The 17,623-nt window shown below is 36.3% G+C and carries 14 protein-coding genes; 11 read left to right on the forward strand and 3 right to left on the reverse strand.

Features of this window, described 5'->3' with window-relative positions:
* Positions 1-61: 61 nt before the first annotated feature.
* The 10 genes from porU (at position 62) to G551_RS0111140 (ending at position 13,362) form a co-directional block, all read left to right on the forward strand.
* Positions 62-3,889 (forward strand): type IX secretion system sortase PorU, encoded by a 3,828-nt coding sequence (porU, locus tag G551_RS0111095; RefSeq protein ID WP_027885646.1) that lies wholly within the window; start codon positions 62-64, stop codon positions 3,887-3,889.
* Between the two features lie 42 nt (positions 3,890-3,931).
* Entirely contained in the window at positions 3,932-5,134 is a 1,203-nt protein-coding gene (gene porV / locus G551_RS0111100) for a type IX secretion system outer membrane channel protein PorV (protein ID WP_027885647.1), read from the forward strand.
* Between the two features lie 87 nt (positions 5,135-5,221).
* Complete coding sequence (locus G551_RS0111105; protein WP_027885648.1) at positions 5,222-5,704, forward strand: cytidine deaminase; 483 nt, start codon at positions 5,222-5,224, stop codon at positions 5,702-5,704.
* Positions 5,705-5,801: 97 nt separating this feature from the next.
* Positions 5,802-6,800 carry a pyruvate dehydrogenase (acetyl-transferring) E1 component subunit alpha gene (pdhA, locus tag G551_RS0111110; protein ID WP_027885649.1) on the forward strand — a complete coding sequence of 333 codons (999 nt, stop codon included), beginning with the start codon at positions 5,802-5,804 and terminating at the stop codon, positions 6,798-6,800.
* 9 nt (positions 6,801-6,809) lie between these two features.
* Positions 6,810-8,492, forward strand: a complete 1,683-nt coding sequence (locus G551_RS0111115) for a pyruvate dehydrogenase complex dihydrolipoamide acetyltransferase (protein WP_027885650.1) — start codon at positions 6,810-6,812, stop codon at positions 8,490-8,492.
* A 60-nt stretch (positions 8,493-8,552) separates the two neighbouring features.
* On the forward strand, positions 8,553-9,557 hold the full coding sequence (locus G551_RS0111120; RefSeq protein WP_027885651.1) for a M20/M25/M40 family metallo-hydrolase: 1,005 nt from the start codon (positions 8,553-8,555) through the stop codon (positions 9,555-9,557).
* A gap of 7 nt (positions 9,558-9,564) precedes the next feature.
* Positions 9,565-10,245, forward strand: a complete 681-nt coding sequence (locus tag G551_RS0111125) for an SDR family NAD(P)-dependent oxidoreductase (protein ID WP_027885652.1) — start codon at positions 9,565-9,567, stop codon at positions 10,243-10,245.
* A complete protein-coding gene (locus G551_RS0111130; protein ID WP_027885653.1) occupies positions 10,246-10,845 on the forward strand; it encodes a SprT-like domain-containing protein in 600 nt (199 codons plus the stop codon).
* On the forward strand, positions 10,846-11,928 hold the full coding sequence (locus G551_RS0111135; protein ID WP_027885654.1) for a mannose-1-phosphate guanylyltransferase: 1,083 nt from the start codon (positions 10,846-10,848) through the stop codon (positions 11,926-11,928).
* Positions 11,929-13,362: a DUF389 domain-containing protein gene (locus G551_RS0111140; RefSeq protein WP_027885655.1), complete on the forward strand. Its 1,434-nt coding sequence runs from the start codon at positions 11,929-11,931 to the stop codon at positions 13,360-13,362.
* Here the strand turns inward: G551_RS0111140 and G551_RS0111145 are convergent, their stop codons facing one another.
* Together G551_RS0111145 and G551_RS0111150 are read right to left on the reverse strand one after the other, a co-directional pair.
* Positions 13,363-14,127, reverse strand: a complete 765-nt coding sequence (locus tag G551_RS0111145; RefSeq protein WP_027885656.1) for an ABC transporter ATP-binding protein — start codon at positions 14,125-14,127, stop codon at positions 13,363-13,365.
* Positions 14,127-14,864, reverse strand: coding sequence for an MlaE family ABC transporter permease (locus G551_RS0111150; RefSeq protein ID WP_027885657.1), 738 nt, complete (start codon positions 14,862-14,864; stop codon positions 14,127-14,129). The genes G551_RS0111145 and G551_RS0111150 overlap by 1 nt, the downstream gene beginning before the upstream one ends.
* Positions 14,865-14,980: 116 nt before the next feature.
* Between G551_RS0111150 and pafA the strand changes: the two genes are divergently transcribed.
* Entirely contained in the window at positions 14,981-16,672 is a 1,692-nt protein-coding gene (gene pafA / locus G551_RS0111155; RefSeq protein ID WP_027885658.1) for an alkaline phosphatase PafA, read from the forward strand.
* A gap of 100 nt (positions 16,673-16,772) precedes the next feature.
* On the opposite strand, the gene G551_RS0111160 is transcribed toward pafA, so the two are convergent.
* Positions 16,773-17,621 carry a glycosyltransferase family 2 protein gene (locus tag G551_RS0111160; protein ID WP_027885659.1) on the reverse strand — a complete coding sequence of 283 codons (849 nt, stop codon included), beginning with the start codon at positions 17,619-17,621 and terminating at the stop codon, positions 16,773-16,775.
* Positions 17,622-17,623: the final 2 nt, after the last annotated feature.

Below are 17,623 nucleotides of genomic sequence, written 5' to 3' on the forward strand. Positions count from 1 at the left end.
AAAAAAGTATTTTTGAAGCTCTAAATATAATACAATTATTTAAATCTCGTTATTTCTATTGATGAAGTTTATTTTTACCTTATTTTTTTTAAGCTCGGTTTGGTCTTCTGTAGCGCAGCAGGAAGACTTTATTGTGAATTGGAGTCGCTACCAAAATGAGGTGAATTCAGCTTCCGATGTTCAAAAAACTTCTACTTTTACTGAAAATGATTTTGGATTATACTATAATGAAAGTTCAAAATCTTTTGAGTTCTCCAAAAACTGGCAAAATAATAGCCGTCTTTCTAATGTAGAAATAACAAACGTTCAACTCGAACCTGCTCCGCAGCAAATCATAAATAAAATTAACGTAGAGCAATTAAGTGAAGATTATAATCTGTCTTACGCAGAAATGAAAGCTAGAGAGTTGAGTTATTCTTCAGTTTCAATCTCTCCGGTAGTTATTAAGAATGGGGTGGTTCAATTAGTGAAATCTTTTTCTGTTACTTATAAAAGGAGTAGTTCTTCGGAAAGAAATTTTACGGTAAATGGAATTAATACAATTACAAATTCTGTCTTTTCAACCGGGAATTGGTATAAGTTTTATGTGGAAAGTACCGGTGTACATCGTATTACTAGAAATTTTTTGTCTAGTCTCGGGATGGATGTTTCTTCTATTAACCCTAATAGTTTAAAAATTGTTGGTCACGGTGGAGATATGTTACCCTTGCGAAATAGTGAGAATCAATATTTTGATCCGCCGGAAGTTTCTATAAAAGTAATAGGTGGTGAAGATGGCAGTTTTGATAATGGCGATTATATTCTTTTCTATGGAAAAGCGGTAGATGATGAATGGAATGAAGAAAGTGATACTAATCTAAATCTTTATGCAGATCGTTCCTATTATTATATCTCAGCGAATGGTTTAGGAGGTAATCGCGTTGCAGATTATGTCGAACCTAGCGGGACGATTACAGAAACCATTACAACTTTTGATGATTACCAATATTATGAAGTAGATGAGTATAACATCATTAATATAGGTAGAAGGTGGTTTGGTGATCGTTTCGATGTTCAGAATGAACGCAGTTATCGTTTTAATTTTCCTGATTTGGTGCAAAATGAACCGGTGCAAATTAAAGTTTACGGAGCTTCGGTTTCAGGAATAAGTACCTCGATGAGTTTTGCTGCTGGAGGTTCAGAATTAGGAACTTTAAATTTTGGTGTCATTACAGATAGTAATTATGGAAGTGGTCAAAGTGCTAACTTTTCTTATAGTGCAAATTCAGATGAAATTGAGATTGATGTCACATATAGTAATAACGGGAATCCTTCAAGCTTAGGTTATCTCGATTATATTAATGTCACGGCAAAAAGAGAGCTGAATGCTGGTTCAGATCAATTCAGTTTTAGAAATTATGAAGTCGCTAGTCTCTCAGGTTTGGGTGAATATGTTTTAAGTAATTCGTCACAGGTTAGCGAAGTATGGGATGTGACAAATCCAACCCAAGTGGTCAGTATTCCGAATACAGAAGCATCGAACTCTTTTTCCTTTAGAGCGAATTTAGGTGAAGTTCGAGAATATATAGCGGTTGTCAGTTCAGATTTTTATACGCCACGAAGAGCTTCGAGTCCTTTGGTAAGCAATCAGAATTTAAAAGGAAATGTTTTTAGTTTTAATGGAAATCAAGAAGATGTAGATTACCTAATTATTACTTCAGATTTGCTTTTTCAGCAAGCAAATCGATTAGCTCAATACCGTTCCAATCGCGATGACTTAAATATTAAAGTGGTATTGCTAGAAGATATTTATGAAGAATTTAGTTCGGGTAAACAAGACATTTCAGCGATTAGAAATTTTGTAAAGTATGTGTATGATAATGCGATTAACGCTTCCTCTCGTTTAAAATATGTGTGTCTTTTTGGTGACGCATCGATAGATTATAAAGATCGAATTTCAGGAAATAATAATATCGTGCCCACTTATGAGTCGATGGCTAGTTTTAGCACAGGTTCTTCAGCTTTTGCTTCCGATGATTTTTATGGACTGATGGATCCGCAAGAAGGAAATTTAAATAGTGTAACCGGTTTGTTAGATATTGCGGTGGGTCGAATTTTAGCCGATACACCATCGATGGCTAGAAATGCGGTCGATAAAATAATTGCTTATGAAAGTCGAGAATCTTTCGGGCCATGGAGAAATAATTTTGTGTTGATTTCTGATGATGCAGATGAACCTGGTGGCGGCGGTTATGAATTGCAGGTGGAGTTAGATCAAATCGGTGACGAAATTTCTGCTAATAAACCTTTTGTTAATGTGAAGAAAATTCACTCAGATGCTTATCAGCAAGTTTCTTCTGCGGGAGGTTTTCGTTATCCCGATGTGAATGAGGCGATAACTGAAGTTGTAGAGGTTGGAGCTTCGGTGATTAATTATTTTGGGCACGGTGGTGAAAATGGCTTGTCTTCAGAACGCATCGTAACCGTTGATGATATTTTAAGCTGGCAAAACACCGATAAGTATAATTTATTTGTGACGGTAACCTGTGAGTTTACACGATTCGATAATCCGGCGCTTTTATCTCCTGGGGAGTATATTTTAAGAAAAGAAGATGCAGGTTCTGTAGCCATGGTAACGACAACGAGATCGATATTTGTGAGTACAGGAACAGCTTTTAACCATTTGCTAGCGCCTTATCTGTTTAATTATAATAATGAAGATGATTCTATTGCCGAGTCAGTTCGGAAAGCTAAAAATGCTGAAGGAACTGGTAATATTAGAGTTGTTTTTTATTTTGGCGACCCTTCGATGAAGTTGCAATTACCGGAACCTCAAATTAGGTTAACATCTATAAATGAAGCTCCTTTTACGCAAACGTCAGATACTTTATCGGCTTTAGAATATGTGAAATTAGGAGGTGAAGTGCAAGATCAAAACGGTAATTTATTGTCGAATTATAGCGGAGAGCTTTCAACTTCAATTTTTGATAAGCGTATTGATAGAAGTACACTCAATAACGACGGAAATGGCGTTTTTGAATTTACTACTTTAGGTGAGATAATTTTTAGAGGAAAAGCTTCCGTAAGCAATGGTCAGTTTGAATTCGATTTTGTAGTGCCGCGAGATATTGCTGTGCCGGTCGGTAATGGTCGGGTGAGTTTTTATGCGGAAAGAAATTCGATCTTAGAAGATCAACAAGGTTATACCAATGAAATTCTTATCGGCGGAATTAATGAAAATGCTCCCGAAGATAATCTTGGTCCGGAAATTCAGCTTTATATGAATGATGAAAGTTTTGTTTCCGGCGGAATTACCAACGAAAGTCCTTTTCTCTTAGCGAAACTTAGCGATGAAAACGGAATTAACACCGCTAGCGGAATTGGGCACGATTTAGTAGCGATTTTGGATGGCGATGAAACCAATCCGTTTGTAGTAAACGATTATTATGAAACTGAATTAGACGATTACACCAGAGGTAATGTGAACTATAGATTGCGAGATTTAGAAGAAGGTTTGCATACCTTAACATTTAGAGCTTGGGATGTCTATAATAATTCAAGCACTGCAGAAATTCAGTTTCGAGTAGCTAGCGATGATGATCTAAAAATCAACCGAGTTTTAAATTATCCTAATCCGTTTCATAATTATACCGAGTTTTGGTTTAACCATAATCGGCCATTTGAACCTTTAGAAGTGCAAGTGCAAGTGTTTACGGTTTCCGGTAAAATTGTATGGACACAAAACCAAACCATTACCACCGATGGCTTTTTAGCAAGAGAAATTACTTGGGATGGTAAAGACGATTTTGGGCAAGCGATAGGAAAAGGTGTGTATGTGTACAAGCTTACGGTAAAATCGACGTTAACTAATAAGAAAGTAGAGAAATTTGAAAAACTCGTTATTCTCTAGTTTAAATAATAATTTATATTTGCCAAATATTTAATAAAATATATGAAAAAGTCAATACTATCCCTCATTACTTTAATTTCTTTGTCGAGTTACCTTTATGCTCAGAATGATGATCAACCTACTACTAGGCTTGTAGATGATAGCAGGGTGATAACAACCTCGGTTCCTTTCCTGTTAATTTCCGGTGATGCGAGAGCTTCCGGTTTAGGAGATCAAGGTGTAGCAACCTCACCAGATGCGTATTCATCACAATGGAATCCTGCTAAATTTGCTTTTGCTGAAATTAAAAATGGAGTAGGTGTTTCTTACGTTCCTTATTTAAGAGAATTAGTAGGAGATATTAACTTAGGGGTGTTAAGTTATTATAACCGACTAAATGAACGTAGTGCTGTAGCGGCAAGTTTACGCTATTTTGGTCAAGGAGAAATTGAACTTAGAGAAACGCCAGATCAACAACCGCAATTGGTAGAGCCAAGCGAATTAGGTCTAGATGTGACTTATGCGTTGCGTTTAAGTGAGCGTTTTTCGATGGCAGTAACCGGGCGTTACATTAATTCTAATTTAAGAATACCATCGGTAAATAGTGACGGGACAGCAGCTAACTCTTTCGGCGTAGATATTTCTGCATTTTATCAAAGTGAAGAAATTGCCTATCGAGATTTTAACGGTCGTTGGCGAGGAGGTATCAATATTTCAAATATTGGTCCAAAAATTAGTTATGATGATGCGGGTGATGAAAACTATATTCCCACCAATTTTAAAGCCGGTGCCGGATTCGATTTTATTTTAGATGCCGATAATACCATCGGGGTTTATGGTGAAATAAACAAGTTGTTGGTGCCAACACCTCCAGAACTTTATATAAATGAAGAAACAGAAGATTTGACAGAAGAAAGTCAAAGAGATTTAGAAGATTATGAGAACACGAATTCTTTTGGAGCAATTTTCTCATCTTGGAGTGATGCGCCGGGAGGAATGAGTGAAGAGTTAAAAGAGATCACTTGGGCTTTAGGTGCTGAGTACTGGTTTAGAGAAAGTTTTGCTTTTCGTGTAGGTTATTTCAATGAAAGCCAGGATAAAGGTTTTAGAAAATTCTTAACCTTGGGTGCCGGTTTTAATTATAATATTACTACGATCGACGTTTCTTACTTATTCTCGACAGCGAAAGCGGTTAACAATCCATTAGAAGGAAGCTTACGTTTCAGTCTTTCATTTAAATTTGGTGAAAATTATAACGAAAGATAAATAAACGCTAATTATATGATAAAGAAAAGCATCGAGTTTTAATTCGGTGCTTTTTTGTTTTATATTGTTCAGACAATACAATTTATAATGATAGAAAAGCAATTTACCACTTCTTACCAAGTTTACGATCAATTAGATGAAATGCCCGAAGAAGACATTCAACTTATGAATAAAGCTTGCACAATTCGAGATCAAGCTTATGCGCCTTATTCTCAGTTTATGGTTGGGGCAGCAGTTTTATTAGAAAATGGAGAAATTGTGCTAGGAAGTAATCAAGAAAATGCAGCATATCCTTCCGGACTTTGTGCAGAACGTAACGCGATCTATCAAGCAGGATCTTTATATCCTAAAGAAAAAATACTTGCAATAGCGATCACGGTAAAATCACAACGCAAAAAAGTAATTGTTCCGGCAGCACCCTGCGGAGCTTGCCGTCAAGCGATCGCAGAATATGAATTTAAACAAGAACACCCCATAAAAATTATGTTTATGGCAGAAATAGGAAAGGTGATTAAAGTAAACGCCCTCTTAGATATCTTGCCCTTAGCATTTGATGGCTCTTATTTGTAAATTCAGCATTAATTAATTTAAAAGTGTTTTCTCATTAAGACTTATTATCTTATTTTTGTGGTTCGCAATTTTTTTGAGCGTAATAAATACGATATTCATGAAAGAAATAACTAAAGACACTTACCTTAATTGGTACGAAGAAATGCTCTTCTGGCGTAAATTTGAAGATAAATTAGCCCAAGTATATATTCAACAAAAAGTTCGTGGTTTCTTACACCTTTATAATGGTCAAGAAGCTATTCTTGCCGGTTCTCTACATGCGATGGAACTAGGTAAAGATAGAATGATTACCGCTTATCGTAATCACGTTCAGCCAATCGGGATGGGAGTAGATCCTAAACGTGTAATGGCTGAGTTATACGGTAAAAAAACAGGAACTTCTATGGGGCTTGGAGGTTCAATGCACATTTTCTCGAAAGAGAAGAATTTCTTTGGAGGTCATGGGATCGTAGGAGGGCAAATACCGCTAGGTGCAGGAATGGCTTTTGGAGATAAATATTTCAAAAGAGATAACGTAACCCTTTGTTTCTTTGGTGATGGTGCTGCCCGTCAAGGAACACTTCACGAAGCTTTCAATATGGCGATGAACTGGAAGTTACCGGTAGTTTTCTGTGTTGAAAATAACGGTTATGCGATGGGAACTTCTGTAAAAAGAACGGCTAGTCACGAAGATATCTGGAAGTTAGGTTTAGGTTACGAAATGCCTTGCGGACCTGTAGATGCAATGAATCCTGAAAAAGTTGCAGAAGCTATGGATGAAGCCATTTCGAGAGCGCGCTCTGGTGGAGGTCCTACCTTCTTAGATTTGAAGACTTATCGTTACCGTGGTCACTCGATGAGTGATGCTCAAAAGTATAGAACGAAAGACGAAGTAAAAGAATATCAAAAAATAGATCCGATCACTCAGGTTTTAGATAAGATCAAAGAGAACGATTGGGCAAGCGAAGACGAAATTAAAAAAATCGATAAGCGCGTTAAAGACAGAGTGAAAGAGTGTGAGCAGTTTGCAGACGAGTCAGACTTCCCGGACAAAAACATTATGTACGACGTAGTTTACGAACAAGAAGATTATCCGTTTTTACCTCATAAATTATAATAATATAGTATGGCTGAAGTAATAAATATGCCGCGCCTAAGCGACACTATGGAAGAAGGAGTTGTTGCAAAATGGCTCAAGCAAAAAGGAGATAAAGTAGAAGAAGGAGATATTTTAGCAGAAATTGAAACCGACAAAGCTACTATGGAGTTCGAATCTTTTCACGAAGGTACGTTACTTCATATTGGGGTTGAAGAAGGTGATGGCGCTCCGGTAGATGCTTTATTAGCAATTATCGGTGAAGAAGGTGAAGATATTTCAGACCTAATCGATGGTAAAAGCGATAGCGACTCTTCAGAAGAAAAAGATAGCAAAGAAGATTCTTCAGAGGATAAGGAAGAAGAAGCTTCAGAAGAAGCTAGCGATGATAATGATGATACTTCAGAAGGAGAAATTCCTGAAGGAGTAGAAATTATCACTATGCCACGTCTTTCAGATACCATGGAAGAAGGTACCGTTGCCTCTTGGTTAAAACAAGAAGGTGACGAAGTAGAAGAAGGAGATATTTTAGCAGAGATCGAAACCGATAAGGCAACGATGGAGTTTGAATCTTTCTATTCTGGTACGTTATTACATATTGGTATTGAAGAAGGTGATGGCGCTCCGGTAGATGCTTTATTAGCAATTATTGGCCCTGAAGGAACCGATGTTTCAGCCTTTTTAGATGAAGCTAAATCAGGTAAAAAATCTTCAGGTAAGAAAAAATCAAATTCTAAGGAAGACAATTCAGCTAAAGAAGAATCTTCTTCAGAAGATAAAAAAGAAGAAAGCTCTAGTAGTTCTTCAAACGATGGTGGTCGAATTTTCGCTTCACCATTAGCTAAGAAAATGGCAGAAGAGAAAGGTATCGATTTAAACAATGTTGACGGTTCTGGAGAGAACGGAAGAATTGTAAAGAAAGATATCGAAAACTTTAAGCCTTCTCAAAAATCTGCTCCGGCAGCGAAGAAAGAAGAGAAATCTTCTGAAGCTTCTGCTCCGGCCGTACAAACGTACACTCCGGCAGGTGAAGAAAGTTTTGAAGAAATTAAAAACTCGCAAATGCGTAAAACTATTGCGAAACGTCTTTCAGAATCTAAATTTAACGCTCCACATTACTACTTAACGATTGAGGTAGATATGGAGAATGCGATGGCTTCTAGAAAGCAAATTAACGAAATGCCAGATGTAAAAGTGTCGTTTAACGATATGGTAATCAAAGCTTCTGCAATGGCATTGCGTAAACACCCGCAAGTAAATTCTACGTGGAGTGCAGATAGCATGAAAATTGCAAAACACATTCATATGGGGGTTGCGGTTGCGGTAGATGAAGGTCTAGTGGTGCCGGTTTTAAAATTTGCAGATCAAATGCAAATGACGCAAATCGGGGCAAATGTGAAAGACCTTGCCGGTAAAGCACGTAACAAAAAGCTTCAGCCTAAAGAGATGGAAGGTAGTACCTTTACGGTTTCTAACTTAGGAATGTTCGGTATCCAGGAGTTTACTAGTATCATTAATCAGCCAAACTCAGCAATTTTATCTGTTGGAGCTATCGTAGAAAAACCGGTAGTGAAAAATGGAGCGATTGTAGTAGGACACACGATGAAGTTAACTTTGGCTTGCGATCACAGAACTGTAGATGGCGCAACCGGAGCTCAATTCTTACAAACCTTAAGAACTTATTTAGAGAACCCGGTAACTATGCTGGCATAATCTAATTAAATTTATAAATCTAAAATCCCGTTAACCAACGGGATTTTTTTATATTTAAAGATGAAGAAATATTTACTATACTTAGCCTTGCCTATCTTAATTTATGGTTGTGGTAAAGCCAAAAGCAACGAAAACAAGAGAGAGGTTTCAGAATTAGAAACAACTGAAACTGTAAACGAATTGACAGAAATTAGAGAGGCTTCCATTAAAGAATCGTTGAGTTATCTATCGTCAGATGAATTACAAGGAAGACAATTTGGAACAGAGGGAATTGAAAAAGCAGCGAATTATATTCAAAAACAATTTAAGAAAGCTGATTTAAAGCCTTATTTTTCAACCTATCGGGATAGTTTTACCCACAACGGCAAAACCGGATACAATATGGTAGGTTTTAAAGAAGGAAATGATCCTCAACTAAAAAATGAGATTATTGTTTTGGGAGCGCATTACGACCATATTGGGATTGTTCCGGAAAGCAAACAAGTAAACGGAGATTCTATTGCCAATGGTGCCAATGATAATGCGGCAGGAACCGCTTCTATCTTAGAGTTAGCAAAGTATTTTTCAGCTAAGGAAACTAAACGAAGTTTACTATTTGTACTTTTTTCTGCGGAAGAAGAAGGTTTGATCGGTTCAAAACACCTAGCACAAAAACTAGCTGAAGAAAGTGCACCAATCTATGTAATGCTTAATTTTGAAATGATCGGTGTTCCTTTAGAAAATCAAGCTTATTCGGCTTATGTTACCGGTTTTGAAGAATCGAATTTAGCTGGAAAATTTAATCAATATGCTGAAAAAGAAGTGTTCGGTTTCTTTGAAAAAGCTAAAGAATTTCAACTCTTTAAACGAAGTGATAACTATCCGTTTTATCAAGAAATGAATATTCCTGCGCAGACTTTATGTACGTTCGATTTTTCTAATTACCCTTATTATCATCACGTCGATGATGAAGCAGAATTGATGAATGTTTCTCATATGAAGACTTTGTTGGAAGATATTATTCCAGGGATCGAAGGAATGGCAAATTCAGCAGAAAAAGAAATTCAACTCAATAATAAGCAGTAAGATTTTTATGAAACGAATTGTTATTACAGGTACAAGCCGCGGGATTGGTTTTGAAATGGTTCAGCTTTTTGCTCAACAAGATTGTGAGATCTTAGCTTTGTCTAGAAACCCAAAACCTGTTCAAGAATTAAATTTATCGAATGTTACCGCTTTGCCTTTTGATCTAGCTTCAACCAAAGATTTAGAAAACGTAGAAAGTTTTCTGAAAGAAAATTGGAGCAGTGTTGATATTTTAATCAATAACGCGGGTAAATTAGTGAACAAGCCGTTTACCGAGATCACTGCAGAAGAATTATTTTCTGTTTACCAAACTAATGCAGTGGGGACTTTTCAGCTTACTCAAAAAGTTGTTCCGATGATGAAATCTGATGGGCACGTGGTGAGCATCAGTACTATGGGCGGCGTACAAGGAAGTTTGAAATTTCCGGGTTTATCGGCTTATAGTTCAAGCAAGGCAGCGATAATCACCTTAACAGAATTATTAGCAGAAGAATATAAAGAAAGTGGACCTTCATTTAACGTGTTAGCTTTGGGAGCCGTGAAAACAGAAATGTTAGCTGAAGCTTTTCCGGGTTACGAACCACCGACAACCGCTCGTGAAATGGCATCGTATATCGCAAATTTTGCGCAAACAGGAGCTCAATTTTATAACGGTAAATTGCTTCAAGTTTCAAATTCTACTCCGTAAGTGAAAGATATTTTAACGAAATACCTTCCTGAACGAGCGGTAGAACCTGCTTTTCTCCTTATTGCTGAAAACGGAATTTACCTTAAAATCGTTAATGAGCGTAAAACGCGTCATGGCGATTACAGAAAGCAAAACGGAATTGCTCAAATTACGGTAAATGCCAATTTAAATCCATATCGTTTTTTAATAACTTTGATTCACGAAATCGCACACGCTGTAGCTTTTGAAAAGTATGGAAGGCTTATAAAACCTCACGGTAAAGAATGGAAATATACCTTTCAGCAATTAATGTTACCGTTTATAAATCCGGGTATTTTTCCGCAATCGGTACTGCCAATTGTTGCTCATCATTTTAGAAACCCGAAAGCGAGTAGCGATACCGATGCGAGACTTTCAGTTGCGTTAAAACAATTTGATGCACAAAACAATAAAAATTATATTTTTGAAATCCCTTACGGAAGTATATTTAGAATTGATAACGGAAGGGTTTTTAAAAAAGGAAGAAAGCGAATTAAACGTTACGAATGCCAAGAGGTCTCTTCGGGCAGCGTTTATATTTTTCAGCCTAATGTAGAAGTAGAATTAGTAAAAGTCGTATAGATGAATAAGAATTATTATGCAATTTTAATGGCCGGTGGAGTAGGATCTCGTTTTTGGCCGGTGAGTAAAAAGAAGTTTCCGAAGCAATTTCATGATATTTTAGGGACGGGAGAAACACTTATTCAGCGAACTTTTAATCGCTTGGCAAAACTTATTCCGGAAGAAAATATTCTTATTCTTACCAACGGTATGTATAACGATTTGGTGAAACAGCAGCTGCCAAATGTGACCGATAATCAGATTGTTTTAGAACCGGTAATGCGAAATACCGCACCGTGTATTTTACTTTCTGCTTTAAAAATTCAGAAGCAAAATGAAGACGCCATGATGGTCGTGGCACCAAGTGATCATTGGATCGAAGATGAAGATGCTTTTGTGGCCGACTTACAAACGGCTTTTGATGCTTGTCAACGACAAGATAATTTATTAATGACTTTAGGTATTCAGCCTACTTTTCCACATACAGGATATGGTTATATTCAGTATAAGGAAAATACTTCTTCTGCCATTAATAAAGTTTTGAATTTTAAAGAAAAACCCGATTATCATACCGCAAAAGAATATCTTTCAGCAGGTAATTATGTGTGGAATGCCGGTATTTTTGTGTGGAGCGCGAAAGCAATTACCGAAGAATTTAAAATTCATAATCCGACGATGTACGAAATTTTTGCTGAAGGAGAATCGTATTATAATACCACACAAGAGCAGCGTTTTATTAACGAAAACTATGAGGATGCCGAAAATATTTCCATTGACTACGCAATTATGGAAAAGGCTGAAAATGTTTGTGTGATCCCCGCAAATTTCGATTGGAACGATCTTGGTTCTTGGGGAGCTTTGCATGATGAGTTAGACCGTGATGAACACGAAAATGTATTCATCAACGCTAAAAGTTTAACTCAAAATGCATCGAATAATATTGTTCGTACGTTAGGAAATAAATTAGTAGTTTTAAAAGATATTGATAACTATATCATTGTTGAAGATGAAGAAGTTTTGCTGGTTTACCCGCGAGGTGACGAGCAAGGAATTAAAGAAGTGAGAAATCTCGCAAAAGAAAAGTTTGGGGAAGACCTTATTTAAATGAAAGAAGAACAAAAAGAAAATATTGAACCTACTTCTAAATCTGAAAAACTATCGGAAGATCTAAAAGGTACTTTTGGTAGCTTTAAAAGTTTTCTTTCAGATTTATTAGATATTCGTAGCGATACCGATCGAGATTCTACTATTGAAGCGGTTAAGAAAGATATTACCTTTAAAGGGCACAATGCGTGGATTCTTATTTTCTCCATTTTCGTGGCTTCGATTGGTCTAAACGTAAGTAGTACTGCGGTGATTATCGGAGCGATGCTTATTTCACCGTTAATGGGTCCAATCGTAGGGATTGGACTATCTGTAGCGATTAATGATATCGATACTTTAAGACGTTCGCTTATTAATTTAGGCGTAATGGTTGGTTTAAGCGTATTTACCGCTTTTCTCTATTTTTGGGTTTCTCCGTTAACAGGAAGTAATGCTGAGTTAGAAGCAAGAACTTATCCGACAATTTTAGATGTTTTGGTAGCTATTTTTGGTGGTTTAGCACTTATTGTGGCAAAAACCAAAAAGGGAACCATTGCAAGTGTGATTTTTGGGGTAGCTATTGCTACCGCTTTAATGCCGCCACTTTGTACGGTTGGTTATGGCTTGGCGCAAGGTAATTTTTCTGATGCCGGCGGAGCGCTTTATCTATTTTCAATTAATGCTACGTTTATTGCACTTTCAACATTTGTAGTTTCAAAACTTTTAGGATTTCCGTTGGTGCGATATGCTAATTCTAAGCGAAGAAGAGTGACCGCGCAAATTGCTTCTATTATTGCGATCATTGTGATGGTGCCGAGTATTTACTTGTTTTATAATATGCTGAAAGAGTCGTATTTTAAACAAGAAGCCACCCGATTTGTAGAAGAAGAATTAATGATTTACGAAGATTCTTTTTTGCAGAAAAATTCAACCATATTTGCTTACAATGGCGGAACCGACCCTAAAATTGAAGTTTCTTTTCTGGGGAAAGAAATACCGAGTTCAGTGATTAGTTTGTGGCGAACTAAGATGAAGAACTACAAGAATTTAGAAGACGCATCTTTAATTATTCTTCAGAATGAAAATACAGAATCTTACGATCAACTTCAGTATATGCGAGAATTTAAGCGTAGAGATTCGTTGAGTATATTGAATAAAGATGAACGTATTTCATTTTTAGAAACCGAATTGAAGAAGCTTTCAAAATTAGCAGAGCATCAAATTCCGTTTAATAAGGTGAGTAAAGAAGCCAAGATCAATTATGATGGTTTGGCAAGTTTTAGCTATGCCGATAAAATTATTTCCAACTTCAATACTACCGATACGATTCCGGAGTTTCGTGTAGCTTGGGCAGATTCGATTCCGCAGCAAGACATTCAGAAAAATGAAATGAAACTAAAAGAGTGGTTACAATTTACCTTAGAATTGGATACCTTGGTGTTTAAAAGAGATTAACTACAATCCTTTTAATTGTGCTTTTCTTACTTTTTTAAACAATTCTGAAGAGTAAACAAAATTGGTAAGCGACTCGTCTTCAGATTTATAAATTTCATCTTTAGAGCCGTTCCAAGCTAAGTTTCCGTTTTTTAAATACACGATATTCTCTCCGATCTCTAACACCGAATTCATATCGTGGGTGTTAATGACGGTAGTAATGTCATTCTCTTTAGTAATCTCTTGAATAAGATTATCGATGAGAATAGCAGTTTTAGGGTCTAAACCCGAGTTAGGTTCATCACAAAAAAGATATTCCGGTTTGTTAACAATCGCACGGGCAATAGAGACTCTTTTTTGCATACCTCCACTAATTTCCGAAGGGAATTTATGGTTGACGTTTTCTAAATTTACACGCTGTAAAACCTCATCTACACGATCCATCATTTCAGATTTTTTCTGTTTGGTGAACATCCGTAAGGGAAACATTACGTTTTCTGCAATCGTCATCGAGTCAAATAAAGCTCCACCTTGAAAAACCATTCCCATTTTTTGGCGCAAGTCTCTTTGTTTTTCAGCATCTAAAGAAGAATAAGCCTGACCATTATATTCAATTGTTCCCTCAGTAGGTTCAAATAAACCCAATAGACATTTAAGAAATACTGTTTTCCCGGCACCGGATTGACCGATGATTAAATTTGTTTTTCCTTGATAAAACTGAGTGTTTATACCTTTTAGAATTTCTTCTTTACCAAAACTTTTATGTAAATTATTTACTTGTATCATTAGCTTAAAAGTAATTGGGTTAGTAGATAATTTGCTAGTATGAGTACAACGCTTGTCCAAACAAAGGCAGTCGTACTTGCTTTACCGACTTCTAGCGCTCCACCTTTCATATAATAGCCGTGATAAGCCGGGATGGTTGCTAAAATAATCGCAAAGAAAAAAGTTTTGATAAATGCATAAACTAAATGAAACGAAATAAAATCGTTTTGTAAACCATTTAAAAACTGCTCCCCGGCTACAAAACCACCGAGAACTCCGGCAGCATAAGCTCCCGCAATTCCTACAAACATTGAAATAGCGATCACAAACGGGTAGAATAGCATTGCAATAATCTTAGGAAAAATTAAATAGTTGGCAGAATTAATTCCCATTACTTCTAAAGCATCAATTTGCTCCATTACTCGCATCGTACCGATACTTGAAGTGATATTAGAACCTACTTTACCCGCCATAATGATAGAGATAAACGTAGGAGAAAATTCTAAGATAATCGATTGTCTTGCAGTAAAAGCAATTAAACTTTTAGGAATTAAAGGATTGTTTAAGTTTAATGCAGTTTGAATGGTAACCACTCCACCAATAAAGAAAGAGATAAAAATAACAATCCCTAAAGAACTAATAATTAAATCATCAATCTCTTTAAAAATTAGACCTCGTAGAACAGAAGTTTTCGTCATTCTACCGAAGACTTTCTTCAACATTATAAAATATTCACCAATATCGTGGAGGTACTTCATTCACACAGTTTTTGTAAAACTAAAATAGAAAAAATTATCACAAAAGTATTTAACTAAGAATTAATCTTTAAAAGTTTCAACATTTCTATTTTTGCAGTTCTAACTTAATAATACTTATGAAAAAAATTCAAGTTTTTCTTTTGATGAGCAGCTTGTTCATATTTGGCTGTAAAACTTCAGAAAATACAACTTCAACAACCACAGAACAAACAGTTCAAGTAAAAGATAGTCTTAAGACCATAAATGAAACTCCAAAATTAGTGGTGGGCATCGTGGTCGACCAAATGCGTTACGATTACCTTACTCGCTTTTGGGATAGATTTGGTGATGATGGATTTAAACGTTTAGTAAACGATGGTTTCAACTGTAAAAATAACCATTACAATTACGCACCCACTAAAACTGCTCCCGGTCACGCATCGATATTCACTGGTACGAGTCCAAAAAACCACGGAATTATCGGGAACGATTGGTACAATAAGTTTGAAAAACAAATGGTGTATTGCGCCGGAGATACGAATGTTGAACCTTTAGGAACCGCATCAAGCGCCGGGAAAATGTCGCCACACCGAATGGTTTCTACCAGTTTTGCCGATCAAAACCGTTTACATACACAGTTTAAAGGAAAAACCATTGGGGTTTCTGTAAAAGATCGCGGAGCTATTTTGCCGGCAGGTCACTCGGCTAACGGAGCTTATTGGTTTGAAGGTGGCGAAAACGGAAACTTTATTTCGAGTACCTATTATTTTGAAGAATTACCAACTTGGGTGCAAGATTTTAATGCTGAAAAGCATGCTGAAAAATACCTGAAAACTTGGAATACACTTTACCCGATTGAAACTTATACCGAAAGCGGAATCGATAAAAACACCTACGAATATAGCTTTAGAAATAATGAAACAGCAGCATTTCCGTACGATTTAAAGGCTTTAAGTAAAGATAACGGGATCACCAGTATTTTGAAAAATACACCCTTCGGAAATAGCTTAACCACAGATTTTGCACTGGCCGCTATCGATGCAGAACAATTAGGTAAAGATAAAATTACCGATGTGTTGACGCTAAGTTATTCGTGTACCGATTATATAGGGCATAATTTCGGCGTAAATTCAAAAGAAGTTGAAGATACTTATTTGAGATTAGATCAAGATATCGCTAGATTTTTAGGGTATTTAGATGAAAAGGTAGGCGAAGGAAATTATACTATTTTTCTTACGGCAGATCACGGTGCGGTCGATGTTCCGAAATATTTAAGCCAGAAGAAAATACCTTCAGGCTATTTCCCGATGCATCAGTTTGAAAAAGATGTAAAAACGTATTTAGGGAACGAGTATGGTGCGATCGATCTCATTGAAAATATCTCGAACAATCAAGTGTTTTTCAATTACGAAAGTTTAAAAAGTAGAAATATTGAAGCAGAAGATCTAGCTGAAAATTTAAAAGCTTTTATGCTTACTTACGAGCATATTTACAAAGTTTTTACGCGTGAAATGCTAGAAAACGGAACTTACCAAAACGGAATTGAAGCATTGGTGCAAAATGGTTTCAATCAAAAAAGAAGTGGAGATATCGCTTTTGAATTTGATCCTGCTTACATTTCTTACCCTGAGAAAGGTTCAACACACGGAAGTGCTTTAAGTCACGACACGCACGTGCCGCTTATTTTCTTCGGTAAAGGAATTAATGCCGGAGCAACGACAGAACGTACAGAAATTACAGATATTGCGCCTACTATTTCAGCTTTATTAGGAATTTCTTTCCCTAACGGAATGACGGGAAAAGTACTTTATAAAATTATCGATAAATAAGCGGATTACTTTAGGTTGAATAATTTTCCTGCAAGGTTTTAGAAACCTTGTAGGTATTTTAAATCTTGAACATGACTGTTGAAATTAATAGGTAAAGAAATTAAAAGAGTTTCTCTTTTATTTTTTTCCAACGGTATTTTCTAATCCATTTGCCTTCTTCTGGACTCACCAGAGAAGGCAATTTTTTTTGTTTCGCCTGTACATATCCTTGTAAATAATCCTTCAGCAAAAGCGGTTGTTTTTTACGCATTGCTAGTTTTAAAGAGGCGATAAAGGTAATCGAAAAACCATAACCTAATTTGTAAAAAGCTTCTCCTTGTTTAAATTTAGCTGCATTATTATAGGTGTTTCCGGTAGGTCGCAAGTGTTTCACTTTTAGATCGGGTAAGGTTTTAATTTTCCAATCGTGATAAAGGCAAAGCAACTCATCAACGGTGTCCCAACCCATTGAAGGTTTGAGTCCACCAATAGCTTTAAAGCATTCTTTTCGGTAAGCTTTTAAAGCTCCGCGAATATGATCTTTATTGGTTAAACTCTCTAATTTCCAGTCACCATCTTTTTCGATGTAGCAAAAACCACCGACCATTCCCAATTTTTGATCTTGCTGAAACTCTTCTGCTAAACGCTCTAAATAATTCTTCGGAAAAATTAAATCCGCATCATATTTACAGATCACGTCATAATTTTCATCGAGTTGCTCAAAACCCTTGTAGAAAGCATTTATAATTTTACTTCCCGGTAAATGCTTCGAAGAAGATGTATTGTTGAAAAGCTGAATAAAAGGAAATTCAGCTGAAAATTTCTCTACAATAGCGGCCGTTTCATCGGTAGAATTGTCATTCACCACCAACACTTTTTTGGGTAAAAGCGTTTGGGAAGCTAACGATCGTAGCGTTTTTTCAATACAATCGACTTCATTATGCGCAGGAATAACAATATAGAATTTCATAA

The sequence above is a fragment of the Mesonia mobilis DSM 19841 genome (assembly GCF_000423405.1).
GTDB lineage: Bacteria > Bacteroidota > Bacteroidia > Flavobacteriales > Flavobacteriaceae > Mesonia > Mesonia mobilis.

What these genes read in the sequence shown, in the direction of transcription:
- G551_RS0111115 (WP_027885650.1), top strand. Translation starts at nt 6,810, where the DNA reads ATGGCTGAAGTAATAAATATGCCGCGCCTAAGCGACACTATGGAAGAA.
- G551_RS0111145 (WP_027885656.1), bottom strand. Translation starts at nt 14,127, where the DNA reads ATGATACAAGTAAATAATTTACATAAAAGTTTTGGTAAAGAAGAAATT.
- porU (WP_027885646.1), top strand. Translation starts at nt 62, where the DNA reads ATGAAGTTTATTTTTACCTTATTTTTTTTAAGCTCGGTTTGGTCTTCT.
- G551_RS0111140 (WP_027885655.1), top strand. Translation starts at nt 11,929, where the DNA reads ATGAAAGAAGAACAAAAAGAAAATATTGAACCTACTTCTAAATCTGAA.
- pdhA (WP_027885649.1), top strand. Translation starts at nt 5,802, where the DNA reads ATGAAAGAAATAACTAAAGACACTTACCTTAATTGGTACGAAGAAATG.
- G551_RS0111105 (WP_027885648.1), top strand. Translation starts at nt 5,222, where the DNA reads ATGATAGAAAAGCAATTTACCACTTCTTACCAAGTTTACGATCAATTA.
- G551_RS0111120 (WP_027885651.1), top strand. Translation starts at nt 8,553, where the DNA reads ATGAAGAAATATTTACTATACTTAGCCTTGCCTATCTTAATTTATGGT.
- G551_RS0111135 (WP_027885654.1), top strand. Translation starts at nt 10,846, where the DNA reads ATGAATAAGAATTATTATGCAATTTTAATGGCCGGTGGAGTAGGATCT.
- pafA (WP_027885658.1), top strand. Translation starts at nt 14,981, where the DNA reads ATGAAAAAAATTCAAGTTTTTCTTTTGATGAGCAGCTTGTTCATATTT.
- porV (WP_027885647.1), top strand. Translation starts at nt 3,932, where the DNA reads ATGAAAAAGTCAATACTATCCCTCATTACTTTAATTTCTTTGTCGAGT.
- G551_RS0111125 (WP_027885652.1), top strand. Translation starts at nt 9,565, where the DNA reads ATGAAACGAATTGTTATTACAGGTACAAGCCGCGGGATTGGTTTTGAA.
- G551_RS0111150 (WP_027885657.1), bottom strand. Translation starts at nt 14,864, where the DNA reads ATGAAGTACCTCCACGATATTGGTGAATATTTTATAATGTTGAAGAAA.
- G551_RS0111160 (WP_027885659.1), bottom strand. Translation starts at nt 17,621, where the DNA reads ATGAAATTCTATATTGTTATTCCTGCGCATAATGAAGTCGATTGTATT.